The 23550-nt window shown below is 65.9% G+C and carries 20 protein-coding genes; 13 read left to right on the top strand and 7 right to left on the bottom strand.

What is annotated here, in order from left to right:
* Positions 1 to 5 precede the first annotated feature (5 nt).
* Genes QX094_RS10910 through QX094_RS10885 form a run of 6 tightly spaced genes read left to right on the top strand, consistent with a single transcriptional unit; the run spans position 6 to position 7313 of the window.
* Positions 6 to 2276, top strand: a complete 2271-nt coding sequence (locus QX094_RS10910) for an exopolysaccharide transport family protein (RefSeq protein WP_316187919.1) — start codon at positions 6 to 8, stop codon at positions 2274 to 2276.
* Positions 2273 to 3430, top strand: coding sequence for a glycosyltransferase family 4 protein (locus tag QX094_RS10905; RefSeq protein ID WP_316187918.1), 1158 nt, complete (start codon positions 2273 to 2275; stop codon positions 3428 to 3430). Before QX094_RS10910 ends, QX094_RS10905 begins: the two co-directional genes overlap by 4 nt.
* Entirely contained in the window at positions 3427 to 3606 is a 180-nt protein-coding gene (locus tag QX094_RS10900; protein ID WP_315750695.1) for a hypothetical protein, read from the top strand. The genes QX094_RS10905 and QX094_RS10900 overlap by 4 nt, the downstream gene beginning before the upstream one ends.
* The gene (locus QX094_RS10895; RefSeq protein WP_316187917.1) at positions 3603 to 5123 is read left to right on the top strand and encodes a lipid II flippase MurJ; all 1521 of its coding nucleotides are present in this window, start codon (positions 3603 to 3605) and stop codon (positions 5121 to 5123) included. The genes QX094_RS10900 and QX094_RS10895 overlap by 4 nt, the downstream gene beginning before the upstream one ends.
* Positions 5120 to 6142 (top strand): polysaccharide deacetylase family protein, encoded by a 1023-nt coding sequence (locus tag QX094_RS10890; RefSeq protein ID WP_316173320.1) that lies wholly within the window; start codon positions 5120 to 5122, stop codon positions 6140 to 6142. The genes QX094_RS10895 and QX094_RS10890 overlap by 4 nt, the downstream gene beginning before the upstream one ends.
* A complete protein-coding gene (locus QX094_RS10885; protein WP_316173318.1) occupies positions 6135 to 7313 on the top strand; it encodes a glycosyltransferase in 1179 nt (392 codons plus the stop codon). The genes QX094_RS10890 and QX094_RS10885 overlap by 8 nt, the downstream gene beginning before the upstream one ends.
* Here QX094_RS10885 and QX094_RS10880 read toward each other — a convergent pair whose 3' ends face one another.
* Entirely contained in the window at positions 7314 to 8498 is a 1185-nt protein-coding gene (locus tag QX094_RS10880; protein WP_316169913.1) for a glycosyltransferase family 4 protein, read from the bottom strand. It lies immediately after the preceding gene.
* Between the two features lie 162 nt (positions 8499 to 8660).
* On the opposite strand from QX094_RS10880, the gene QX094_RS10875 reads away from it, so the two are divergent.
* The 4 genes from QX094_RS10875 (at position 8661) to ipdC (ending at position 13100) form a co-directional block, all read left to right on the top strand.
* Positions 8661 to 9866: a hypothetical protein gene (locus tag QX094_RS10875; RefSeq protein WP_316187916.1), complete on the top strand. Its 1206-nt coding sequence runs from the start codon at positions 8661 to 8663 to the stop codon at positions 9864 to 9866.
* 195 nt (positions 9867 to 10061) lie between these two features.
* Entirely contained in the window at positions 10062 to 10973 is a 912-nt protein-coding gene (locus QX094_RS10870; protein ID WP_316173317.1) for an acyl-CoA acyltransferase, read from the top strand.
* Between the two features lie 141 nt (positions 10974 to 11114).
* Positions 11115 to 11306: a hypothetical protein gene (locus QX094_RS10865; RefSeq protein WP_315715989.1), complete on the top strand. Its 192-nt coding sequence runs from the start codon at positions 11115 to 11117 to the stop codon at positions 11304 to 11306.
* 156 nt (positions 11307 to 11462) lie between these two features.
* A complete protein-coding gene (ipdC, locus tag QX094_RS10860) occupies positions 11463 to 13100 on the top strand; it encodes an indolepyruvate/phenylpyruvate decarboxylase (protein WP_315715990.1) in 1638 nt (545 codons plus the stop codon).
* Positions 13101 to 13132: 32 nt separating this feature from the next.
* Here the strand turns inward: ipdC and QX094_RS10855 are convergent, their stop codons facing one another.
* Positions 13133 to 14284: a hypothetical protein gene (locus QX094_RS10855; protein ID WP_315750707.1), complete on the bottom strand. Its 1152-nt coding sequence runs from the start codon at positions 14282 to 14284 to the stop codon at positions 13133 to 13135.
* Between the two features lie 315 nt (positions 14285 to 14599).
* Between QX094_RS10855 and QX094_RS10850 the strand changes: the two genes are divergently transcribed.
* Positions 14600 to 15205, top strand: a complete 606-nt coding sequence (locus QX094_RS10850; protein ID WP_315825808.1) for a helix-turn-helix transcriptional regulator — start codon at positions 14600 to 14602, stop codon at positions 15203 to 15205.
* Between the two features lie 123 nt (positions 15206 to 15328).
* On the opposite strand, the gene QX094_RS10845 is transcribed toward QX094_RS10850, so the two are convergent.
* From QX094_RS10845 to QX094_RS10825, 5 genes are all read right to left on the bottom strand, one after another.
* Complete coding sequence (locus QX094_RS10845) at positions 15329 to 15574, bottom strand: hypothetical protein (protein WP_006614403.1); 246 nt, start codon at positions 15572 to 15574, stop codon at positions 15329 to 15331.
* Between the two features lie 247 nt (positions 15575 to 15821).
* Complete coding sequence (locus QX094_RS10840; protein WP_316173315.1) at positions 15822 to 18371, bottom strand: hybrid sensor histidine kinase/response regulator; 2550 nt, start codon at positions 18369 to 18371, stop codon at positions 15822 to 15824.
* 6 nt (positions 18372 to 18377) lie between these two features.
* Positions 18378 to 18692: a response regulator gene (locus QX094_RS10835; RefSeq protein WP_316188209.1), complete on the bottom strand. Its 315-nt coding sequence runs from the start codon at positions 18690 to 18692 to the stop codon at positions 18378 to 18380.
* Positions 18693 to 18915: 223 nt separating this feature from the next.
* Complete coding sequence (locus tag QX094_RS10830; RefSeq protein ID WP_008968243.1) at positions 18916 to 19305, bottom strand: response regulator; 390 nt, start codon at positions 19303 to 19305, stop codon at positions 18916 to 18918.
* A 237-nt stretch (positions 19306 to 19542) separates the two neighbouring features.
* A complete protein-coding gene (locus QX094_RS10825) occupies positions 19543 to 20265 on the bottom strand; it encodes a Crp/Fnr family transcriptional regulator (protein ID WP_315715994.1) in 723 nt (240 codons plus the stop codon).
* Positions 20266 to 20936: 671 nt separating this feature from the next.
* On the opposite strand from QX094_RS10825, the gene QX094_RS10820 reads away from it, so the two are divergent.
* The gene (locus tag QX094_RS10820) at positions 20937 to 21686 is read left to right on the top strand and encodes a histidine kinase dimerization/phospho-acceptor domain-containing protein (RefSeq protein ID WP_410052892.1); all 750 of its coding nucleotides are present in this window, start codon (positions 20937 to 20939) and stop codon (positions 21684 to 21686) included.
* A 297-nt stretch (positions 21687 to 21983) separates the two neighbouring features.
* On the top strand, positions 21984 to 23534 hold the full coding sequence (locus tag QX094_RS10815) for a flagellin (protein ID WP_316187915.1): 1551 nt from the start codon (positions 21984 to 21986) through the stop codon (positions 23532 to 23534).
* Positions 23535 to 23550 lie beyond the last annotated feature (16 nt).

Here is a 23550-nt window from a genome sequence, read left to right as displayed (position 1 = left end):
AGATCATGAGGCAGGCGGCTCTCGGCGAGGCCTTGTCCGGCATTGACGCCGTCGCCCGGATCTGGCGCCGCCGCGGCGTGTTCGCCATCGTGGCCGGCGCCGTTCTCGCGCTTGCCGTGGCCGCGCTCGTGCTGCTGCCGGTGCGCTATCTCGCCACCGCTTCCGTGATCATCGCCGAGCAGGAGCCGGGTGCCAACACCTCGGCGGCGTGGGCGCAGAAGATCGGCGATCCCGCCGACATGGAAAGCCAGCTCCTGGTTATTCGCTCGCCGCGCCTGCTGCGTCAGATCATGTCGTCGCCCGGCGTGGTCGACGCCGTGGTCGGCGAATGCGAGCGCGGCCGTCTCATGGGTTCGGGCGATGCGTGCCAGCGCCTCAAGACCGATCCGGGCGCGTTCATCGATCACGTCGACAGTCGCTTCAGCGTTGCTTCGGCCGGCCGCTCGCGCGTCATCAACATCTCCTATCAGTCGAGCAGTCCCGAGGCTGCGAAGACGCTCGCCAACGCGTTGACGCAGACCTTTCTCGAGGACCAGCGCACCGAAGGCGCCAACAGCCGCGAGGTCGCGAGCTCCTGGCTCTGGAAGGAATTGAAGCAGCTCGACCAGCAACTGCGCGAGGCCGACGACAAGATCCAGAAGTTCCGCCGCACCAAGGGCCTGATGCGTGGCGCCAATGCGCCGATCTCCTCGGAGCGGCTGACCAGCATCGGCCAGCAGCTGTCGCAGGCGGAGGCCGCGCGCGCCGACGCCGCGGCGCGGCTGCAGGAGATCAAGTCGGAGCAGGAGCGCGGGCCGACCGACGCCCCGTCGGTGCTGCAGAGCCGCACCATCGCCGACCTCAAGCAGCAACTGACGACCGTGAGCGCGCAGCTCGCCAGTGCGGCCGGTGTGCTCGGGCCGAAGCACCCCTCGATCCTGGCGCTGACGCGCGAGCAGGCGATCATCCAGCAGCGGCTGGTCGCCGAGATGCAGAGCATCGCGGCGAGCGCGCAGAAGACGTACGACGCCAACACCGCGCTGGTGAACTCGCTGAAGAAGCAGATGGAGACGGCGAAGGCGGAGGCCGGCTCGGCCACGCTGGACGAGGCCTCCATCGAGAGCATGGTGCGCGACACCGAGATCAAGCGGCAGCAATATGCCGAGCTCTACAAGAAGGCGAGCGAGCTCGAGACCGAACGGCGTGTCCTGCGCGGCAGCACGCGTCTCGTCAGCCTCGCTGAGCTGCCGAGCAAGCCGTTCTTCCCGAAGAAGATCCCGTTCCTCGCCGCTGGCATGACGCTCGCGTTGATCTTCGGTGTCGGCGCTGCGCTGCTCGCCGACAAGCTCGGCGCGCGCCTGATCAGGCCGCCCTTGCCCGTCACCCCCGAAGCGCCGGCCGAGCAGGTCGAGGCGCCCGCTGTCGACGAAGCTCCGGCCATCGTCCCTGAATTGCCCGAGCGTGTGACCGCACCGCAAGCGGCGACGCCACCGGCAGCGCCCGAACGAAGGTCTCATCTCCCGAGCGTCGCCGACGTTTCGATCCTGGCCTGCCTGCCGCGCCTGAAGAGCCTGCGTGAGATGTCGGCGCTCGGCGCGATCCTGCAAGGCCACCAACCGCTGGCGATCCCGCGCGTCTTGCGCCTCGCCTCCGAGGACACTGATTTTCAGCACACGCTGCATGATCTCGTCCACGAACTCGGTTTGAAGCGGTCCGGCCGATCGCAGCGCATCGTCGTGACCTCTCCCGATGCAGCAGATGGCAAGACGACCACGACCTGTGCGCTGGCAGAGCACCTCGCGGCCGCAGGCTGGCGCGTGCTGGTCGTCGAGTGCGACGTCTCGCATCCCGCCTTTGCAGAGATCATGGCGCTGCCGGCAAGCCCCGGATGGCTCGGCGCGCTGGAGCGCGGGACGCCGCTCCGGGATATGGTTCTGCCCACCGCGCATCCCTCGCTCGACGTGCTGCCGGTTGGTGAGGCGACCGGTCCGGTCGGCGACATTCTCGACGCGATCAGCCTCGACCGTCTCCTCGCTGGTCTCGATGGCTATGATGCCGTGATCGTCGACACACCATTGCCGTCGCAACGGAACGACTTCCTTGCCGGTACGGACTGGGCGATCGTCTGCGTGCGCAGTGACCGGTCGTTGATCGAGCCGGCGGTCGCGACGGTGAGCAGGAGCAGGGCACTCGGAGCCCGCGATGTCGGCATCGTCGTCACCATGACCGACGTCGAGCACCGCAGCGCGCCTGTGGTCCAGACCGCGCCCGTGGCGGCCTACGCCGGAGCCGGGTGATGTCGACCGAGCGTGTCCTGTTCGTCGATCACACCGGGCAGATCGGCGGCGCCGAGTTGATCCTGCTCGATGTCGTCCAGGGCCGCAAGGATTCGTCGGTGTTCCTGTTCGAGCCGGGCCCGCTCGGCCAGGTGCTGGCTGAGCGCGGGATGTCGGTCGTCACGTCGCGCCGGGGCCACGGCCTGGGGCAGTTCAGACGTGACAGTTCGTGGCTCGAGGCGCTGCCGCTGTTCGGCAGACTCGCGGCGATCACCGCGGAGCTCGCGCATGTCGCACGCAAGCATGACGTCCTCTATGCCAATTCGCAGAAGGCCTTTGTCCTGTCGGCCATCGCCAACATCGCGGCACGGCGGCCGTTGATCTGGCATCTGCACGACATCATCAGCCCGGCTCATTTCGGCGCGCTGCAGCGTCGCATGCAGATCTTCCTCGCCAACCGCTTCGCGGCGAAGGTCGTCGTCCCCTCCGAAGCTGCCGCAGCCGCCTTCATCGAGGCCGGAGGTCGACGCTCGCTCGTCGAGGTCGTGCCCAATGGTCTCGCCGTCGAACCCGTGCCCGTGTCGCGCGAGGAGCTGAGGCAACGGCTCGGCCTGCCGTCGGGACCGCTGGTCGGCGTGTTCAGCCGGCTCGCGCGGTGGAAGGGGCAGCACGTTCTGATCGAGGCGCTGGCCGAATTGCCGGACGTGCACGGTATCATCGTTGGCGACGCGTTGTTCGGCGAGCAGGACTACGCGGCTGAGCTGAGACGGCTGGTCACGGAGCTTTGCCTCGGCGATCGCGTTCACTTCCTTGGGCATCGCAGCGACGTGCCGCTGCTGATGCAGGCGGTGGACGCGATGGTGCATCCGTCGATCGATCCCGAGCCGTTCGGCCGCACCCTGGTCGAAGCGATGCTCGCCGGCGTGCCGGTGATTGCCACTGACGCCGGCGCTGCGCCGGACATCCTCGAACATGGCCGGGCCGGCCTGCTCGTGCCGCCTGGTGACGCGCGTGCGCTGTCCGAGGCTCTGGACGCGGTGCTGGCTCAACCCGAGTTCCTCGCGCCCCAGCTCGACTACGCGTCGCGCCGCGCGCGCACCCATTACAGTCTTGCACGCATGCTGGACTCGATCGGGCTGCTGATCCGCAATGTCGGTGCGGGAGCGGCGGTGTGAGCACGATCGTCACACCTGCCCCGTCCTCCGAGCGGCGTATGGTCGATCTCGTCGCGGACTGCGATCCGCCGTTCGCCATTCTCGCGCCGGTGCCGTCGTGGTCGAAACTGCTCGAGGACGGACAAGTCCCTGCGCGATGGAAAGGGCCGCCGGCCGTGTCGGAGGATGCCGCATGAGCGCCTCCGGTCCTTCGCTCAAGCGCTTCAGTGCGCTGCTGATCAGCGGTGCGCTGGCGAGCAAGATGCTCGGCTTCGGCCGCGAAGTGTTGATGGCGCATGTGCTCGGCGCCTCGCTCATCGCCGACGGATTCCGGGCCGCCATGGCGGCCGTGCTCATCCCGCTTGCGTTCCTGCAGAACGAGAGCGTGCCGGCGATCATGATCCCGATGCATCGCGAGGCGCTGCAGCGGCCGGATGCCGCGCGTAGCCTCGGTGCGCTGACGATCGTCATTGCCGTCGTCTCGAGCCTGGTGACCGCGATCATCCTGCTGCTCGGTGAGCTCTGGGTGAACGCCGTCGTCGGCGGCTTCTCGGCGGAGGGGCGCGAGCTGACCTTGCACTTCGTGCGCATGATGGCGTTCGGCATGCCGGCGTCGGCGGTGCTCAATGTGCTTGCCGCCGGCGAGATCGCGCTCGGCCGCACGCGGCTGACCAATGTCCGTGCCAGCCTGCTCAACGTCGCGGTGATCGGCGGCATCGGCCTGCTGGTGCTGACCGGCGACGCTTACATGCTCGCCTGCGCCTTCACCGTCGCCTTCAATGGCCTCGCCGCCTGGGGTCTGTTCACGCTGTGGCGCGAGGGCGCGCTGAGCGTCTCCGGCCTGACCGCCGGCATGGTGATCGACAAGGGTATCGAATTCTTCCGCCGGCTGCGCGTCCTGCTGGCGTTGCCGTTGGCCGAGCAGGGCAATGTCTGGATCGAGCGCTTCACGGCATCGCGGCTGACGACCGGCGCCGTCGCGTCGCTGGACTACGCGCGCTCGCTGACCGAGAGCGCGCTGCTGCTGATCAGCCAACCGCTCGGCATGGCGGTGCTGTCGCAGCATGCCCCACGCGATCCGCGTGCGCAGACCGAGGCGCTGCTGCGGCCGCTGCTCGCGCTGACCTTGCCGGCCTCGGCGTTCCTGCTGGTCTTCTCGACCGACATCGTCCGCCTGATCTATTTCCGCGGCGCGTTCGGCGACGAGGCCCTGCTGCTGACCTCGCATGCGCTCAAGGGCATCGCCTGCGGCGTCTGGGCCGCGACCCTCGGCTGGATCCTGATCCGTCTGCTCAATGGCGCGGGGCGCAACGGCGTCGCTGCGGTCATCATCGTCTCGGCCTATCTCGCCAACATGGGCTTCAACCTGCTGATGCCGCTGTTCGATCCGTCGCCGGCGGCCGGCATGCAGTTGCTCGGCATCGGCGAAGCGATCCGCAGCCTCGTGCTGCTGTCGGGCGTGGTGTTCGTGCTCGGTGATGCGCGAAAGCTCCTGCTCGTGATCGGCCTGGCCCTGCTGCCGACCGCATTGATGGTCGTGCTCGGCCTGATGATTCAGACCTCCGTGCCGGGCCTGCTGCCGCGCCTGTTCGCCGGCGGATTGGCGTATCTCCTCTGCCTGGCCTTCGCGATCGGCATCCTGCTGCCGGCCGTGGTCGGCACGGCGCTCCGTCATGTTCGTCGTACGTTCAAGATGAAGGGAGAGCTGAGTTGACCCTGCTGGCCCTCGCTGCTGCCAAAGCGATGATGGCATCCGGCGCCTTCGTCCTTCCCGTCGCCAAAGTGATCGATCGTGTGCTCGGCCCGCGCGGCTGCTGTTTGACGTTCCATCGCACCGCGCCGGCAGAGCAGTGGGAGCGTCTGCCCAATCGCGACTTCTACGTCGATGCCGACTTTCTCGATCGCTTCCTCGGCTATGTCCTCGACCAGGGTTGGGATGTCGTGACGATCAGCGAGGCGCTGCGCCGGACGGCAAGCGCCGAGCCGTCCGGCCGCTACGTCAACTTCTCGATCGACGACTGCTACCGCGATACGTTCGATCTGCTTGTGCCGGTGTTCCGCAGGCGCAAGGTGCCGGTGACGCTGTTCGTGACGACCGGCATTCCCGACGGCACCTTGCCGCTGTGGGGCGCTGGCTTGGAGGATGCGCTGCTGCACAGGGGCCATGTCACGGTCGACGATGAGCGGATCGCGCCGTCGAGCGCCGAGCAGCGCCGCGCGGTGTTCGCGCAGATCGCCTCGCGCTGGGATGGCCCGCAGGCGGCGGATCGTTACGCCGCGTTCTGTGCCGCCAACGCCATCGACATCGAGGCAATGCACTGGAAGCATGCGATCTCCTGGGACATGCTGGAAGTGCTGGCGGGGGATCCGCTCATCGAGATCGGAGCCCACACCGTCTCGCATGCGCGCATCTCGTCGCTGTCTTCCGAAGACGCCCTTCGCGAGCTGGCCGGCGCGCGGCTGCGATTGAACGAGCGGCTCGGCATCGACGTCCGGCACTTCGCGTTTCCTTACGGGCGCGCCGCCGATTGCGGACCGCGGGACTTTGCGCTGGCGCGGCAGGCCGGATTCGCCAGTGCCGCGACCACGCGCAAGGGCCTTGTCAAAGCAGGGCAGGATGCGTTCTCGATTCCGCGCAACACCATGAATGGCGCGCATCGTACGCTTGCGGCGATGGAGCTGCATCTCACGGGCTTCAGCGGGACTGCAGCGAAGGTGATGGGCCGTGTCTAGCAGGGGGCGCTTGCGAATCGTCTCGATTGCGCATCCGGCCACCAGCAGCGAGGCCGGCCGGCTGCGCTACCGCCATCTCGCGTCCCGGCCCGACGTCGATCTGCATCTCGTGACGCCCGAGGTGTGGAAGGAATTCGGCCGCACCATCACCGCGGCTCACTCCAACGAAGCCTTTCCCATCCATCGGCTCCCGATCCGACTCCCGGACGCGGGTCCGATGAAATGGTACCTGCACTTCTATCCGGCGCTGCGCCGCCTGCTGCGCGAGCTCGATCCCGACGTGATTCACCTTTGGGAAGAGCCCTGGAGCATCGTCGCGCTGCAGGCGCAGATGCTGCGCGGCCGTGCGGCGCTCGTGCTCGAGGTCGACCAGAACATCCTGAAACGGCTGCCGCCACCATTCGAGGCGATCCGCAAATTCGTCCTCGGCCGCACCGCCCACATCCTGTCGCGCAGTCCCGATGCGACTGAGGTCGTGAGGGCGTGCGGCTACACGGGTCCGGTGACGCCGATCGGCTATGGTGTCGATCTCGCGACCTTCATGCCGGCGGATGATCGATCGAATGCGACGGCCGGCTCGCCGCTGCGGCTCGGCTATGTCGGCCGGCTGGTGGTCGAGAAGGGCCTCGACGATGCGCTCGAAGCGCTCGCGCGCAGCAAGTCGGTGGCGACGCTGAGCATCATGGGCGAAGGTCCGCACGAGCCGCATCTGCGCCGGCGCGTGGCCGAACTTGGTTTGGGCGGGCGCGTCACCATCCAGGGCTGGGCTTCATCCGCTGCAGTCGCGGCTTTTCTGCGCCGCCTGGACGCATTGCTGCTGCTGACGCGAACCACGGACGCGGTGCGCGAGCAGTTCGGCCGGGTGATCATCGAGGCCCAGGCCTGCGCCATCCCGGTGATCGGATCGACCTGCGGAGCGATTCCGGATGTCGTCGGCGACGGCGGCTGGATCGTGCCGGAGCAGGATCCCGGCAGCCTGTGTCGGCTCATCGATGAGCTCAGCGGCCAGCGGGCGGAGCTCGCTGTTCGCAGTGAGGCGGCCCGTGCGAACGTGCTTCGGCGCTTCACCTATGATGCGGTCGCGGCGGCGATTGAAACGGCATGCCGCGCGGCGCATCAGTCGAGAACCGCATCCGGCCTCGCCCGCCCACAGCGGCTGCAGACGAATTAGCTAGGCCTTCACCGGCAGCGCCATCGCTGCGCGGCCGGACTGGCGCTTGGCGGCATCGATCTGCTTGAGCAGTTCGATGTATTGCAGCCCGATCTGGTCCCAGCCATAGATCTGCGCGGTCGCCTGGGCGCCGTCCTGCAGCCGGCGCATCAGTGCGGGGTCGGCGAAGACGGCCGCGAGCTTGGCCGCGATGTCATCGGCGTCTGCTGAAATGCGGAAGCCGTTGACGCCGTCGCGCAGATAGTCCTCGATGCCGCCGACCGGCGTTGCGAACACCGGCACCCCGCAGGCCATGGCCTCCATGCAGACCAGCGAGAAGGTCTCATAACTCGTGGGGAGCACGAAGGCATCGGCCGCCGAGTACAGCGCCGGCAGGTCCGAGCGTGGGCCGGCGAAGATCAGTCGTTGCTGGGCGTTGCGCGTCAGTCTGCGGTAGGGCGCGGGATTGTCCGAGCCGACGACCAGCAGCCAGACGTCGTTGCCGAGCCGATCGAGCGCGCCGATCGCATGCGCCAGTCCCTTGCGGTTGAATTCGTGGCCGACGAACAGCAGCAGGCGCGCGTTCTCCGGGATGCCGAACTCACGCCGGATCGCCTGGCCGCCGACGGCGTCGCGCTTGAAGCGCGCGAGATCAATGCCGTTGGAGATGACGTGGATGCGGGCGGCCGGCACGCGGAAGAAGCGCTGCAGCTCCGCGGTGACGCGGGAGGACACCGCCACGAACGCCCGATACCGCAGGCCTCCGATCATGAACCGGTCGCGCAGCGCGACCCACAGATGCATAGGGTTGAGCATCCAGCGCCGACTGCCGGCGGCGCGTTTCTCGGCGAGGCTCTGCGCATTGACGGCATGCACGATCAGCACGTCACCCTTGAGGCTGTCGCCGTGGCTGATGACGACGGCGTCGGGGTGACGCGCCAGCGCCCGTGTCGCGGCCAGCGTGAACAGCGGCACGACAATGGCGCGGCCGATGTGCCGGAACAGTCCGCGAGTCGGAATCCGCGCCAGCCATGGCGCAACGCGCTCGACTCGGATCGTGTGTTCGAGATTGTCCGCGACGGTGCTCGCAAGCACGATGTTCGATAAACCATTCCGGCCGAAAACGCGCGCCAGCTCGATAGCGACTGTTTCCACGCCGCCGGCATTGCTTATCTCTTGAACGACCTGGACGATCTCAAACGTCATAGCGGAAATCTAAGGGATCAGACATTGCGACTTCGTTCCAATCTGCTGGTCATTAGCACAGCCCTGTTAACGTTTGTCACGTCGCCATGGCTAAGCGCTGTCCACGCCGGCGAAACGAACGCCTCGGCGCTGCGGATCGACGAGCGCATCGGCGGCGGCAATTTGGTCACGCATCTGGCCGGCAAGAGCGCGCAGATCTATCAGGCACTGCACGGCGTCGGTGCCAGGATGGGCCGAATGGATTCCTACGGCTGGCGGACGTTGGCGCGGGTACCGACGCCGCACGATTTCGATGCCGCGATGCTGGAGGCGCACAAGAACGGTATCATGCCGCTGATCCTGCTGGAGTATGAAGGCAGCTATCAGAGCCTGGCTCCGCCGCAGCCGATCGGGTCCTATCAGGACTGGTTCGCGGCTGGGCAGGCGATGGCGAGACGTTTCCGCCCCGGCGGCGAATGGGGCCGCGAAAACGGTATTCCCGATTGGGGTGCTACCGTCTTCACCGCCATCAACGAGCCCGATGTGCAGGCCACGATCCCGCGCCAGGACTATCACGACGCGCTGGCCGGGCTTGCCGACGGTGTTCACAGCGTCGACCCCAAGCTGCGGGTCGTTCCCGGCGGCTTTGCCACCTGCAACTCGCATGGCGACGCGACGTTGCGCGGCTACGGTCCGGCGATCGCCGATCTGCTCGAGGACGGCCGTCTCGACGGCATCGACCTGCATACCTACTACAATGATAAATGGTATCCGATGACCCGCGGCCGCGAGTTCTCGGTGCAGACCTGCTTCGACCGTATCAAGCAGGCGATGGGGCTGAGCCGCGACATCAACTTCTACGCAACCGAGTTCAACGTCGCGCGCGCCGGCGCGTGGGACAGCGATACGGACGCGGCGAGATTGTTTCTCAATGCGATGTGGGACCAGCTTGCGGTGGTTGGCAAGGATGGCAGCATGCCGGTGTCCATGCTGGCGTTTCCTTGGAATCTTGGCGACACGCCCGATGTCGACGGCCTGGCCTATGCGATGGCGACGGGCAAGGATCCCTGGACCCCGGAGGCGCGCAGCCTCGTGGTGAAGACGGTGCTGCAGCTCGCCGGTCACATGAGGATCGTGTCCATCGACCGGCGGCTGGCGCTGTACACGCTGCGCGGATCGGATGCCGATTTGATCGTGTGGCAGAACATTGCCGGCTGGACCGAGCGGCCGGGCCGCGCGGTCGAGCTCGAGCTGCCCGCAGGGACGCGCAGCCTCGAGGTCTGGGGCTGGGATGGGCTGCGGCGCCGGATCGAGGCAAAGCCCGGACGTTTCTTCGTCGACGGCCTCAATGCCGATGAAACCTACATGTTTCGCGTGCCGCGGCCGTGAGCGGCGGCTCGGATCGCGAAGATCATGTCGGCGCTGATCGAAGCCTGTCGGGTGTGGCTCGCATGTTCCATTAACTGAAAAGTAAGGCCAGCACGACGTGGTTCACTGCCGCCAAAGCTTTTTACGATAATTGCCGTCATGACGATCCCGCCGCGCCATGGGTGGCGCGCCGGATCTCTCTCGGGTGATGCTGGAATGCAGCCAATCAAAAAGGCTGAGATTGCAAATGACAGGCCGGCTCCCGCGCAGGCCGTGACCGGCGTTCGCATCCGAGAGATCGGCGCGGCGGATCTGCCGGCGGTCGCCGCACTGCTGACGCGCGGATTCGCCTTTCGCAGCGAGGCCTATTGGTTGCGCGGACTCGAACGCCACGCGGCGCGCCCGCGGCCGGCCGGCTATCCGGCATTCGGCTATTGTCTCGACCAAGCCGGGGTGCCTGTCGGCGTGATCCTGCTGCTGTTCTCCGAGCTCCACATCGGCGGTGAGCCGATCGTCAGGGCCAATGTCTCGAGCTGGTATGTCGAGCCGGCGTTCCGTGCCTTCAGCTCGATGCTGGTGCGCGCGGCGACGCGCGACAAGACGGTGACCTATTTCAACATCACGCCGGCCCCGCACACTTGGCCACAGGTCGAGGCTCAGGGCTTTTCGGTCTACTGCAAGGGACAGGTCTACGCCGCGCTGGCCCTGTCGCGACCGCGCTCGGATGTCCGTATCGAAGAATTCTCCGAGGACGATGTGCACGGGCTCTCTCCCGATGAGGCGGATCTGTTGCGGCAGCATGCGCAATGGGGGTGTCTCGGTCTCGTCGCGCGCGAGGCCGATGCGGCGTATCCGTTCGTGTTTCAGAAGCACCGGGTGATGAATGCGCTGCCGGTGTATCGCCTGCTGTATTGCCGGGATGTCGCTGACCTCGTGCGGCTGGCCGGCAACATCGGCTGGCTGCTGCTGCGGCGCGGCGGCCTGCTGGTGCGGCTCGATGCCAATGGGCCCATCGCAGGGCTGGCCGGCTGGTACTCGGACAAGCGCGGACGCAAATATGCCAAAGGTCCGCATCCGCCGCATCTCGGCGATCTCGCCTTCACCGAAGCCGCGCTGTTCGACGGCTGAGAGGTGGCAATCGATTGGGTTGCATGGTCCCGCTGCGGCGGCCGGGATACTCGCTCGCGTGGTCTATGGGACCGGTGTGACGGCACGCACAGTCTGGGCTTCCGGCATGCGCCATCCTCCTGGCAACGGAGGAGGTCATCCATGTCTTACGTTTTCGAACTCGCGCTGGCGGCGATGCTGCTGTTCTTCCTGTTCCTGCCGATCACCGATCGCAGGACGGTCATGATGAAGCTCTGCATGATCATGGTCGTCGCCATCCTGTTCACGGTTACGCTGGCCGTCCCGCATGGCGGCGCACCATCCGCCCACGCCCTGGTGCTGACGGCAAACTGATGTGGCGCGGGTGAGCTCCGGCCTTGCCGCTCGAGCATGATGTTTGGACGGGGCGATCCAGACGGGACGGCTCGCAGATCGAACGGCCGCCGGTTGGCAGTCCGCCCCTCATCGTGTAGCACCGGCTGAACCTCACGCCACGCTCAGGGGATCCGGATGCCTGCTCTTGCCCATGCGCTGCTCGCCGCCCTGAAGGACCATGGCGCCCGCGAGATCTTCGGCATTCCCGGCGACTTCGTGCTGCCGCTGTTCAAGGTCATCGAGGAGAGCAACATCCTGCCGAGCGTCACGCTGAGCCATGAGCCGGCGGTCGGCTTCGCCGCGGATGCGGCCGCGCGCTATCATGGCGGCCTCGGCGTCGCCGTCGTCACCTACGGCGCCGGCGCCTTCAACGTCGTGAACGCGGTCGCCGGCGCCTATGCCGAACGCTCGCCCGTCGTGGTGATCGCGGGCGCGCCCGGCGCGCGTGAGCGCGTCTCCGGCTTTCTGCTGCACCACCAGGCCCGCACCGTCGACACGCAGCTCGCGGTGTTCAAGGAGATCACCTGCGATCAGGCGGTGCTGAGCGATCCGGCCACCGCCCCGGCCCAGATTGCGCGCGTGCTGCGCAGCGCGAAGGAGATGTCGCTGCCGGTGTATCTCGAATTTCCGCGCGACATGGTCGATGCCGAGGTCGAGCCGGTGGTGCCGCTGCCGCCGCGGCGGGCCAGCCGCGAGGCGCTCGACGAATGCGTCGAGGAGATCCTCGCCCGCATCGCGCAGGCAGAGCGTCCCGTGATCGTCGTCGACGTCGAAATCCGCCGCTACGGTGTCGAGGACAGGATCGCCGCGCTGGCGCGCAAGCTGGGTCTCCCGCTGGTGACGACCTTCATGGGCCGCGGCCTGCTCGACAGGGCCGACGATGTCGTCGCCGGCACCTATCTCGGCGCCGCGGGCAATCCGGCGATCACGGAGCTGGTCGAGAATGCCGATCTCGTGCTGATGCTGGGCGTCATCCTGTCGGATACCAATTTCGCGTTGTCGAACCGGGCGCCAGACCCGCGCCGCATGATCCTGGCCGCCAGCCGTGAGGTGCAGATCGGTCATCACGCCTATCGCGACATGCCGCTCGGCGATCTGATCGATGCGCTCGACGAGCGCGCGGCACCCCGGGCCGCAGCTCCCGGCCTGCCGCGGCAGCGCTCGGCCTATCCGCGCGGCCTCGCTGCCGATGGCGCGCCGATTGCGCCTTCGGACATCGCGACCGCGGTCAACGACATGTTCGACCGCCACGGCCGGATGCCGATGACCTCCGATATCGGCGATTGCCTGTTCACCGCGATGGAGATCGACAATACCGCGCTGGCCGCGCCGGGCTACTACGCGGGGATGGGCTTCGGCGTGCCGGCGGGCATCGGCGTGGCCGCGACCGGACTTCGTCCGCTGATCCTGGTCGGCGACGGCGCGTTCCAGATGACCGGATGGGAGCTCGGCAACTGCCGCCGCTACGGGCTCGATCCGATCGTCGTGCTGTTCAACAATTGCAGCTGGGAGATGCTGCGTGTGTTCCAGCCGGAATCGCGGTTCAACGATCTCGACGACTGGCACTATGCCGACATCGCCAATTCCATCGGCGGCACCGGCGAGCGCGTCGCCACCCGCAGCGAGCTCGTCGCCGCGCTGGAGCGCGCAGTGCATCGGCGCGGACGCTTCTCGCTGATCGAAGTGATGCTGCCGCGCGGCAAGACCTCGGACACGCTGGCGCGCTTCGTGGCGGGCTTCAAGTCGGCGCGCGAACGCATGGCCCAGGGATAGGATGGCCGGAAGGCCGTCTCGACGCGCCGCCGTCAACCGGTTGCAGACCGCAGCACCGTCTTGATCGCGTCGCGGCCCTTCCAGGCGAAATAGGTGAGGCGGCCGCCGAACGAGCGATGGCTGCGCAGCCTGTTCGAGCCGAGCACGTGTCCGACCTCTTCGGGGAAGCGCTTGACCTCGGCCTGCACCATTCTGTCGGTATTGGCCATGATGGTGCTCAGGCGCGTACCCCAGTCCGAGTCCTCGATGCGATCGATGCGGACCTGGATCGCATATTCGATGTCATAGATGCTGGTCAGGATTTCCTTGGCGGTCACGACGCGGTTGTTCTTCAACGCGATCCGGAGCGCGAGCCGCTTGTCCTCCAACTGGTCGAGCACCATCGGCACGGTCATCGCGTAGGGTGCCGCGATGACGTCGGCAATGTTCTTCGAGCGCGCCGCCTTCGTCGCCAGCCGCATCACCTGCCACGGCTCCTTCAGACGCTTGGCGACGAGCGTCAACGCAAAGGGCACGGCTTCCGGCTGCCTCTTGCGCAGGGCATCGAGCAGCAGCACCATCTTCTTCACCTGCGGATCGTCGAACTCCGCGATCCGGTCCGGCAGCGAATCGGCGAACTTCGCGAGTTCCTCGCGGGCGCGCAGCGCCTTCATCAGCTTGACGACATCGTCGAACACCGACGGCGAGGCCGTATAGGCCTTCAGCTTGCTGCGGACCTGCTCGATGCCCTCGGCGCGCGCCAACGTGCCTTCCAGCGACTTCGTCACCTTGGTCTGGAACGCGCTCGCCGTCTGGCGGATCTCGCGCTGCTTGTCCGCCGCGATCAGGTCCTTCATCTGTGCATTATAGTCGCGCGCCATGGTCGGCAGCAGATCGCGCGAGATCCATTCCCAGATCGGCGTGAGGGAGCCGCGGGCAATGCGGCCCTCATTGGCATGCTCCGGCGAACCGTCGATGAGAAGCTGCTCGACCGGCATGAAGAAGTAGCGCGAAGGATTGATGGTGCGGTGGCCGCCGGCGCCATTGTTGTTGCGGATCTCGGCGCGCAGCCGGGCCTGGAGGTCGGCGGATCCCGGCATGTCGACGCCGCTCAGCTCCAGCCGTTCGAGCTCGCTGAGCAGACAGCTTCGTGTCAGCGGTGACAACCGCTGCAGGAATTCCCAGATCCGGTCGACCGGTCCCATTGGCGTCAGGCTGTCAGCTATATCTCAAGGTCGCTCGTCTCCACGGACGGGCACGGAACGCATGGAAGCACGAAACAGTTGGTGCGAAATTAATGTCAGTAAACAATCGTAGTAATGCGCGGCATCGTGGACAGCCGCCGCCGCACGCGCCGCGGACGTCTCCTTGAAGGGTGGCATCACGCCCCGGCTTAACCATTGCAGCTTGCAACTTTTTGGGGAAATGATCGACGGTTGCGCGAGTTGCCGGAACAATCCCGTATTGCTACGGACGACATAATTAACCATGTTAAAGCCGCCCTCGCGTCAGAATGAGGCATGGCACAGCTGAACAACAGCCTTTCCGACGCTCACGCCGCACCTGCTCCGGGCGGCCAAGGGGTTAACGACCCGGATCTCCTGGCGACCCGTTCCGGCATGTCTGCGCCGCTCGCGATGGGACGTCACGACGACCAGGGCAGGCTCGCTTTGGCGCGTCAGCTGAACGGTTCGCTCACCGCCCTGATGCTCTACATGGAGGAAATCAAGCAGCGCAGTGACGAGATTGCCAGGACGCCCGGCGAGCGCCGGCATGTCCAGCTCGTCGTCGACAACGCGTTGCTGCAGACCGAGCGGATCTGCGCCCTGGTCAACCAGATGTCCGGCGCGCACGGGCAGTTCGGACCGCTGTCACGGGCGGCGCCGGCTCTCGAGGAGGGCGCGGTGCCCGGGCGGCCACCCGGCCGGGCCAGCAAGTCGCTGACCCCGCGCGAATACGAGGTCCTCAAGCTGATCAGTGAGGGGCACTCGAACAAGGAGGGCGCCTTGCGCATGGGCATCAGCCCCCGCACCTTCGAGAGCCATCGCGCCGAAGCCATGCGCAAGGTTGGCGCGCGCAATACCGCCGAACTCGTCCGCGCAGCACTCCTCAATCAGATCGGATGACGGCGAACGAGCGCGAATGCCGCGCTCGTGCCTTCGAGGTGGGCCCTGCGATGCAGACAACGACAATCGGCGTCCGACCGGCTCGGTCGAACGCGCTGATTGCGGACGCGGATGTCCGTGCTGTCAGAAATAATCCTCGGCGAAGGGACGAACCCGGGAGGTCGGGCGCAGCGGCGCTTGCGCCTTGGGCGGCGTCGGCACGATCGTAATGGTCCAGCGCGGCGGTACGCTCGCTTCCTTTTCCATGACTGAACGGACGTGGCCGGTGATCGTCGATCCGCCGGATTTCACGGTCGCGGTCCGGCCGTTGAACTGCGCAATTCGGAAACGCCTGACTTCCTTCTGGTCGGCGGTTTCAAAAGTAAACATGGGACACATCTCCTATGTGACCCCGAGTCTCGCAGCTCATGATTAGTTGATTGTGAAAATCGTGAGCCGTAGAAGTACGGCGTCAACCCATTGTAAGGGATTATGAAGGTCAGGTTCGGCGAATCCGCGTTCGTGAACGTCTCGTTTGCCATCTCGATCGTCGGAGCCCGTCCTCGTCGCCGCGGCGCGCCGTGCGGGGACGTCGCGCGGATCGGCATGCGCCAGGGAGGCCTGCGGCCTCCCCGCTTCAATATTGCAGCTCCTGGGCGCGGGCGGCGGCGTAGGCGGCCTCGATGTTGTCGAGCAGCTCGGCATACTCCTTGGCGGACAGGCGTGGTGCGCTCTTCTCCAGCGCCAGCGCGTAGGTTGCAAGCCGGCGGTACCCGAAGGTTCCGGCTGCGCTCTTCAGCGAATGCGCCTCGCGGCCGATCTTGATGCGCTCGCCGTCGAGCGTCAGCTGGCGGAGCTGCTTCAGCCGCGCATCCGTCTCGCTGAAGAACACGTCGCGGATCTCCTGCGCCGCCTCGTCTCCGATCTCGCCGACCAGCTCGGCGTAGGCTTCGCGGTCCAGCGCAGCTTCGGGAGCAATTTCGGTATCGGCGCCAATGTCGGCGGCCGCGGCATCCGCCTGAGCCGGCACCAGCGGGGCGTCTGACGCCGCGGTTTCCGGCACCGGAACGGGCAGGGGCAGCACGCGCAGGATGGCCTCCACGAGCGCCTTCTTGCGGGCGGGCTTGACGACGAAATCGTTCATCCCGGCTTCCCGGCAGGCTCGGATATCCTCCATGAAGGCGTTCGCCGTGAAGGCGATGATCGGCACGTTGGAGCGGCGCTCGCCTCGCGCGCGAATGATCCGGGTCGCCTGGAAGCCGTCCATCTCCGGCATGCGGACGTCCATCAGGATGAGGTCGTAGTTGAAGCGGCTGGCGGCGGTGACGGCCTCGGCGCCGTCGCAGGCCGTGTCGGTCTGGATGTCGAAATCCTTGAGCATCTTGGTCGCGACCAGGCGGTTGGTCGGATTGTCGTCCACCACGAGGACGCGCAGCGGCCGGCCGAACGCCGCGATCCGGTTCTGCAGCGAGGTGTAGATGCCGTCGTCGTTCTGCTCTGGCACCGCGATGGTCTCGGCAATCGGCAGCGTCAGGCGAAACGAGAAGGTGGACCCTCTGCCCAGCGTCGAGGTGACCCTGATATCGCCCCCCATCTGCTCGATCAGTCGCTTGCAGATCGCGAGTCCGAGTCCGGAGCCCCCGAACCGGCGGCTGATCGAATTGTCGGCCTGGACGAAGTTCGCGAACAGCGAGCCGATCTTGTCGGCGGCAATGCCGATGCCGGTGTCGGTCACCGTCCATTCCACGGTCGCCTTCTCGTCATGCTTCTCGATGCAGCGCGTCGTGACGACCACTTCGCCGGACGAGGTGAACTTGACCGCGTTGGACACCAGGTTGAGCAGGATCTGGCGAATGCGGCCGGCGTCGCCGACCAGCGCCGGCGGCACGGCCGGGTCGCCGACGCTCCTCAGCTTCAGGTCCTTGGCGGAAGCCCGCGGCCCGATGATGCTGAGCGTGTTGTGGACCAGGGCCTCGGCGGAGAACGCGATGTCCTCGAGCGAGAGCTGGCCGGATTCGAGCTTGGAGAAGTCGAGAATGTCGTTGAGGATCTCGAGCAGATTGTCGCCGGCATTGTGGATCGCCACCACCGAACGGCGCTGCTCGGGATCGAGATTGGTTTCCAGCAGCGTCGTGGCGAGGCCGAGCACCGCGTTCATCGGCGTGCGGATCTCGTGGCTCATCATCGCGACGAAGGTGGACTTCGCCGCATTCGCGGCCTCGGCGGCCTCGATCAGGTGCTCGTGGCGTTCCCACCAGCGGGAGATCAGGACCGCGGCCGCGAGCACGGCCATCGCGCTCACCAGCGACACGATGACCAGAAGCGTCGCCATGTCGCGCCAGGCCTTCAGGACGTCGTGCTCGAATACCGACACCACGATCATCGCGGGATAATTGGGCAGCATCTTTGCCGCCCGCAGGCGCATCTCGCCGGTTCGTGCGGAGGGCTCGCGCAGCACGCCGCCGGCCGACAGCGCGCGCTGACCGAAGCCGGAGGTCGGCCTGCCGATCTCGCTCGTGGGCGGAAAATGCGCGAGCAGCGTCCCGTCCTCGCGGATCAGCGACACCGCGGCATCGAGACCCTGCGCGGTGGAGCCGAAGAAGTTCTCCAGATAGGGCACCGACATGGCGCCGAGCATCATGCCCATGAACTCGCCATTGGAATCGTCGAGCCGGCGGGCAAAATAGATGTTCCAGGTGCCGTCGCCGCGATTCTGAACCGGCGTGCTGAGGAACGTGTGCGGTGCAGGGTCGGCCTTCAGCGCCTTGAAGTAGTCGCGGTCGGCGATGTTGACGTCCGGGATCGGCCAGTAGCGCGAGAAGTTCAGGAGCCTGCCTTGCGCGTCGATCAGCGTCACCGCATCGATCTGCGGCAGTCCCGCGATCTTTTCCTTGAGCAGGAGGTGGGTCTGATGGTCTGACGCGACCTTGCGATACGCCGCAGCGTCGATGGCGCCGCCGCGCACCAGGTAGTCGCGCACGCTCGTGAGCACGAGGTCGACGGACTTCACCGAACGGTCGGCGTTCTCGGCAAGCGTGAGGCTATGGCGGCTGAGATCTTCCTCGGCGTGCTGAAGCGCGTTCTCGCGCAGATTGGTGAGGAAGAAGAGGTTGCTGCCGGCAATGACGCAGATGAGGATCAGCGCGATCGCTGCAGGCGCTCCCAGAAAGCGCTTCTTTTTGCTCATCGCCTGCTACCAGCCCGCCGCTCGGACCAGCCGCCGGCGATCGGTCTGCTGCGCGATCTGCTTCAGAGTTTGCCGGGGCCGCATCAGGTCGATCGGCTTCGAGAAGGGGGGATCTATGTTGAGCTCGAGAACCTCGGTGCCGGGGCGGTTGCCCAGCGAGAGGTCCAGCATGGTGCAGTCCAAGCTCCTCTTCTGCAGGACGATCGAGGCGGCGTCGACCGAGCTCACGTCCGTCGTGTTGAAGCCGGCCTGTGCTGCAATCTTTCGCAAGATTGAAAGATGCACGGCGGCATCTTCGATCACGAGGAGTTCGTTGCGCATGAATTCCCTGTCCCGTTGCCACCCTGACACGGTCATCGGCAAGCAGGATCATGTCTACCGGCCGGCTCTGACCCCCTCGTAAATTTTGGTTTCCGTACGACTACGGGGAGGGTGCGGCGATGTGTGCGTCCTGCCGTCGTCAACCGCGCGGAGTTCGTCCGCCAAAGAGAAAGCGGCCGGACACCGGTCCGGCCGCCGCGCAGGGCATTCCCGGGGAGCTCGGCTATTCGGCCGGGCCGAACACGGCTTCCATCTTGGTCTTGAGCGTCGCAGCATTGAACGGCTTGACGATGTAGTTGCTCACGCCGGCCTTCTTGGCGGCGATGACGTTCTCGGTCTTCGATTCGGCCGTGATCATGATGAACGGCGTCTTCGACAGTTCCGGGCTGGCGCGCACCTCGCGCAGCAGGTCGTAGCCGGTCATCGGCTCCATGTTCCAGTCGGAGATCACGAGGCCATACTTCTTCGCCTGCATCTTGGAGAGCGCGGCCGATCCGTCGCTGGCGTCGTCGACGTTCTCGAATCCGAGCTGCTTCAGCAGGTTGCGGATGATCCGGATCATAGTGGCGTAGTCATCGACCACCAGGATCGGCATCGACAGATCAAAGGCCATGTCATTACTCCGCGCGTCTGGTCAAAAGCCGAACACGGGCGAGATATATCAGCACGAAGATAATTCGACGCTTCTTGGAACTCGCGCTCGTCAGCACGTCGACAATTATCAGCGCCCGTTGAACAGCGCGTTAATTCCGTCCGCAGCGGTGATGGGGATCATGCAATGGGCCGTAGTTGTACGGAGGCAAGGGCGTTCGGCGAGGCGCCGGCGCGCGACGGCCGGAACGACGCCTGCTTACGGCAGGCTGCGCGGCCGGACCAGATTCTCGTAGTGGGCCTTCACGGCGCCGTAGCACTCACACGCCGTCTTCTTCAGCCCCTCCAGATCGATGATCTCGATATGGCCGCGGCTATAGTGGATGAAGTCCGCCTGCTGCAGCGTGCTCGCCACCAGCGAAACGCTGTTGCGTCGGGCGCCGATCATCTGCGCCAGGGACTCCTGGGTGATGTAGAGCTTGTTGCCGCCTGAAAGGTCATGCGTCTGCAGCAGGCAACGGGCGAGACGCGACTCGACGGTGTGGGCGGCGTTGCAACCGGCGGTCTGCTGACTCTGCACGTAGATGGCGAGTGCGTGGCGCAACATCAGCGCGCGAAACGAGGGGCTCTGTTCGGCGGCTGCCCGTACCCTGTCGATGTCGACGACCGATGCAGCACCGGGAACGAGGACCACCGCGCTGTTCAGCACCACCGGATCGCCGCCCGCGAGCAGGGACATGCTTCCGAAGAAGCTATCGCGACCGATCATCGCCACCTGAACGCGCTCTCCGCGCGCGAGGTTCACGACCAGCGAGATCACGCCGCGATGAGGAAAGTAGATGCGCGAAAGCTTTTCGCCGACCTCGGCGAGAATGGAGTCTTGCACCAGATCCACGGTCCGCAGATAGGGTCGGATCAGCTCGAAATCATCGTCGGTCAACGACGACAGGAAACCGTTCGGAGAACGCAAGCTGGGGTCCAAAGCCATCTCCTGCATTGCAGTATCGGAGCCTCGCAGATCTCAATGCCCTCATGGTTCCATAGAACTGCGTCCCATCCGCTGACAAGAAGAATCACGGGTAATATTCCCAGTAAAGGCCATTCGTTCCTGCTGTGTGCGTTGTCGTGCAGACAGGCGCGAATGCGCGTTGCGGATTTGGGCCATCAACGTGTGTGCGATGTGCTGATCTGATCGCGCGCGGTTGTATACAGTCGGCACGCATCCGGCCTCCGCCTCGGCTCGTGAAAGCAGCGCAGCACGCTTGCGGCGAACGTCTCGTTGCTCCGGCCGCGGCAGCTCCGATGTGCACGGACGCCACGTAGCAAGCGCCGCAATTGACAGCGGACATCTTGAGGCCAAAATCGCTAATAAGCGCGCTGATTCGTTGACGGATCTTTTTCTGTCGGATGCAACTCTCGTCGCGAGTGGAGGCATCGGCCGGTGTCCTGCGACTGGCGTGTCGAGGTTGTCGTCCTGGCAGGAGCAGGAGTCCGACTGATGCTGCATCCAGCCGGAGCGCGATCGATGGTCAGCGGTGAGACTGAGCGCCAAGGCTGAGCATCAAGACGAAGCTGAACATCGCAGCGGCGTCCGTGCGTTTGCGTCCCGATAGCCCCGCCGTCCTCCCCCCCCCAACAGGTATTGCAGGATTCATGGCCTCTTCCACCTACCAGCGGTCCAAACAGTCGCTACCGAGCCCGGGCGCAGACATTCCGGCTGCAGCGACGCCGGACATCCACCCCGGGATGGCCATCGTGGGTCAGGTTGCCGGTGGCCTGCTGCACGACTTCAACAACATTCTCACCGTGATCACGGGGACCATCGACATTCTCGCCGAAGCGGTCGAGGACAAGCCTGAACTGGCGGCCGTCGCGCGTCTGATCGACGAGGCCGCGACCCGGGGCGCTCGATTGACGTCGCAGCTTCTGTCGTTCGCAAGGGGCCGGCCGCCGCAGCCATGTGCGGTGGAGTTGAACGAGCTCCTGGTCGACGTCGCTCGCCTGCTTCGTCCGACATTGGGCACCGAGGTCGAGGTGACGACGTCGGTGGGCGCGGACGTGCCGGCCGTCTTCGCTGATCCGGGCCAGTTGATGGCGGCATTGCTGTGTCTTGCGATCGGGGCCCGACATCGACTGGAGCACGGCGGCCGCATCGACATCCAGGCCAGGCGCATGAGTGCGGACGCCTCGGGCGCCGGCGGCATCTCCTCCGACGTGCAGATCGTGTTGACGGCGTCGGTGAGTGCGGCGGAGGCCGGTCCAGCCGATCCCGTGTTCTCGGAGATCCGGCTGGTCGAGGATTTCGTCAGGCGCTCGAACGGACGTCTGGAGCTCCAGGAGCCGCGCGGCCGGACCGCCAGCGTCGAGATCGTCCTCCCGCACGCGGACCGCGCCCCCGCGTAACCGGCCGCTCTTCCGCAAGCTCATAGTTAGCGCTGCCTTAACGGTCGCACCGCGTATCGGCGCGCGCCGACCGTCAGACGCGGATCCGTGCGCCATTTTACCGTGAATCGCGGCGGCCTGCACGCATTTGATCAAACTGATTAGCGGCCAATTAGGATTAACGGCGGCGGCGGAGGCTGCGCGCGGCCGTTCCGAAGTCAATTTAACGAACGGGTAGGATTCCGCGGACCAGTCTGCGCCATCGCCGACAGAACGGTGCGGCGATGTCTACTCATGTTCATCCAGAAGGGAATGACAATGTCAGGTATCGTACTCTCTGCGTCGGTTCGCCAGAACCTGCTCTCGCTCCAGTCGACGGCTCAGCTCCTCGCCACCACGCAGAACAACCTCTCCACGGGCAAGAAGGTCAACTCGGCGCTCGACAATCCGACCAACTTCTTCACCGCCCAGGGTCTCGACAACCGCGCTTCCGACATCTCCAATCTGCTCGACGGCATCGGCAACGGCGTGCAGGTGCTGCAGGCCGCCAACACCGGCATCACCTCGCTGCAGAAGCTCGTCGACAGCGCCAAGTCGATCGCCAACCAGGTGCTGCAGAGCGCGGTGGGCTACTCCACCAAGTCGAGCGTGACCTCGGCGGCTCTGACCGGCGCGACCGCCACCGACCTGCTCGGCTCCAGCTCGACGGCTGTGACCGGCTCGGTCGTGAACAACGACAATACCTCCAGCGCCGTGGCGATCACCGGCTCGACCAAGCTGTCGGGTACGGCGGGCACCGCGTCGAACAACCTCGCCACCGGCATCACCTCCGGTGAGACGCTGGTCGTCAACGGCACCACCTTCACCTTCATCACCGGCACGTCCTCGACGGGCACCAACATCGGCATCGGCGACAGCGTCAGCAACCTGCTGTCGGCGATCCAGACCCAGACCGGCGTGACCGCGTCGATCACCGCGGGTGCGATCACCCTGACGCCGCCGGCGGCGGGATTGACGCTCTCGGGCAGCACCGGCACCTTGGGCAAGCTCGGGCTGACTGCTGTCGGCGACGGCTTGTCAGGTCAGACCTTGACGGTCGGCGCCACAGGAGGTGGCACGGCGACAAGCATCACGTTCGGTCTAGGGACAGGACAGGTCAAGTCGCTGAACGATCTCAACGCGAAGCTCGCAGCCAACAACCTGCAGGCCACGGTCGACTCGTCCACCGGCAAGATCTCGATCACCACGACCAACGACGCGGCTTCGGCCACGATCGGTGCGATCGGCGGTACGTCGGCTGCATCCAGCCAGGCCTTCAACGGTCTGACGGCGGCGGCTCCGGTGGCGGACGCGACCGCGCAGACGCAGCGCGCGAGCCTGGTCTCCCAGTACAACAACGTGCTGGCGCAGATCAACACGACCGCGGCTGACGCTTCGTTCAACGGCATCAACCTGCTGAACGGCGACACGCTGAAGTTGACCTTCAACGAAACGGGTAAGTCGACGCTGTCGATCACCGGTGTCACGTTCAACTCGGCTGGCCTCGGCCTGTCGAACCTGACCTCGGGCACCGACTTCCTCGACAACAACTCGGCGAACAAGGTCATCGGCGTCCTCAACTCGGCGAGCTCCACGCTGCGCAACGAGGCCTCCACGCTGGGTTCGAACCTCTCGGTGGTGCAGGTTCGTCAGGACTTCAACAAGAACCTGATCAACGTGCTGCAGACCGGCTCGTCGAACCTGACGCTGGCCGACACCAACGAGGAAGCGGCCAACAGCCAGGCGCTGTCGACCCGCCAGTCGATCGCGGTGTCCGCGCTGTCGCTCGCCAACCAGTCGCAGGCGAGCGTGCTGCAGCTCCTGCGCTAAGGCGCGGGCGGCACCC

This window comes from Bradyrhizobium sp. SZCCHNS1050, from assembly GCF_032484785.1.
Lineage (GTDB): Bacteria > Pseudomonadota > Alphaproteobacteria > Rhizobiales > Xanthobacteraceae > Bradyrhizobium.
This window is presented reverse-complemented; position numbering and strand designations above follow the sequence as displayed.

Bases quoted from the DNA above. Each gene is read 5' to 3' on its own strand.
- QX094_RS10835 (WP_316188209.1), bottom strand. From the start codon at position 18,692: ATGCGCAACGAACTCCTCGTGATCGAAGATGCCGCCGTGCATCTTTCA.
- QX094_RS10830 (WP_008968243.1), bottom strand. From the start codon at position 19,305: ATGGCCTTTGATCTGTCGATGCCGATCCTGGTGGTCGATGACTACGCC.
- QX094_RS10850 (WP_315825808.1), top strand. From the start codon at position 14,600: ATGGCACAGCTGAACAACAGCCTTTCCGACGCTCACGCCGCACCTGCT.
- QX094_RS10855 (WP_315750707.1), bottom strand. From the start codon at position 14,284: ATGGGACCGGTCGACCGGATCTGGGAATTCCTGCAGCGGTTGTCACCG.
- ipdC (WP_315715990.1), top strand. From the start codon at position 11,463: ATGCCTGCTCTTGCCCATGCGCTGCTCGCCGCCCTGAAGGACCATGGC.
- QX094_RS10840 (WP_316173315.1), bottom strand. From the start codon at position 18,371: ATGAGCAAAAAGAAGCGCTTTCTGGGAGCGCCTGCAGCGATCGCGCTG.
- QX094_RS10815 (WP_316187915.1), top strand. From the start codon at position 21,984: ATGTCAGGTATCGTACTCTCTGCGTCGGTTCGCCAGAACCTGCTCTCG.
- QX094_RS10880 (WP_316169913.1), bottom strand. From the start codon at position 8,498: ATGACGTTTGAGATCGTCCAGGTCGTTCAAGAGATAAGCAATGCCGGC.
- QX094_RS10865 (WP_315715989.1), top strand. From the start codon at position 11,115: ATGTCTTACGTTTTCGAACTCGCGCTGGCGGCGATGCTGCTGTTCTTC.
- QX094_RS10820 (WP_410052892.1), top strand. From the start codon at position 20,937: ATGGCCTCTTCCACCTACCAGCGGTCCAAACAGTCGCTACCGAGCCCG.
- QX094_RS10910 (WP_316187919.1), top strand. From the start codon at position 6: ATGAGGCAGGCGGCTCTCGGCGAGGCCTTGTCCGGCATTGACGCCGTC.
- QX094_RS10895 (WP_316187917.1), top strand. From the start codon at position 3,603: ATGAGCGCCTCCGGTCCTTCGCTCAAGCGCTTCAGTGCGCTGCTGATC.
- QX094_RS10845 (WP_006614403.1), bottom strand. From the start codon at position 15,574: ATGTTTACTTTTGAAACCGCCGACCAGAAGGAAGTCAGGCGTTTCCGA.
- QX094_RS10870 (WP_316173317.1), top strand. From the start codon at position 10,062: ATGCAGCCAATCAAAAAGGCTGAGATTGCAAATGACAGGCCGGCTCCC.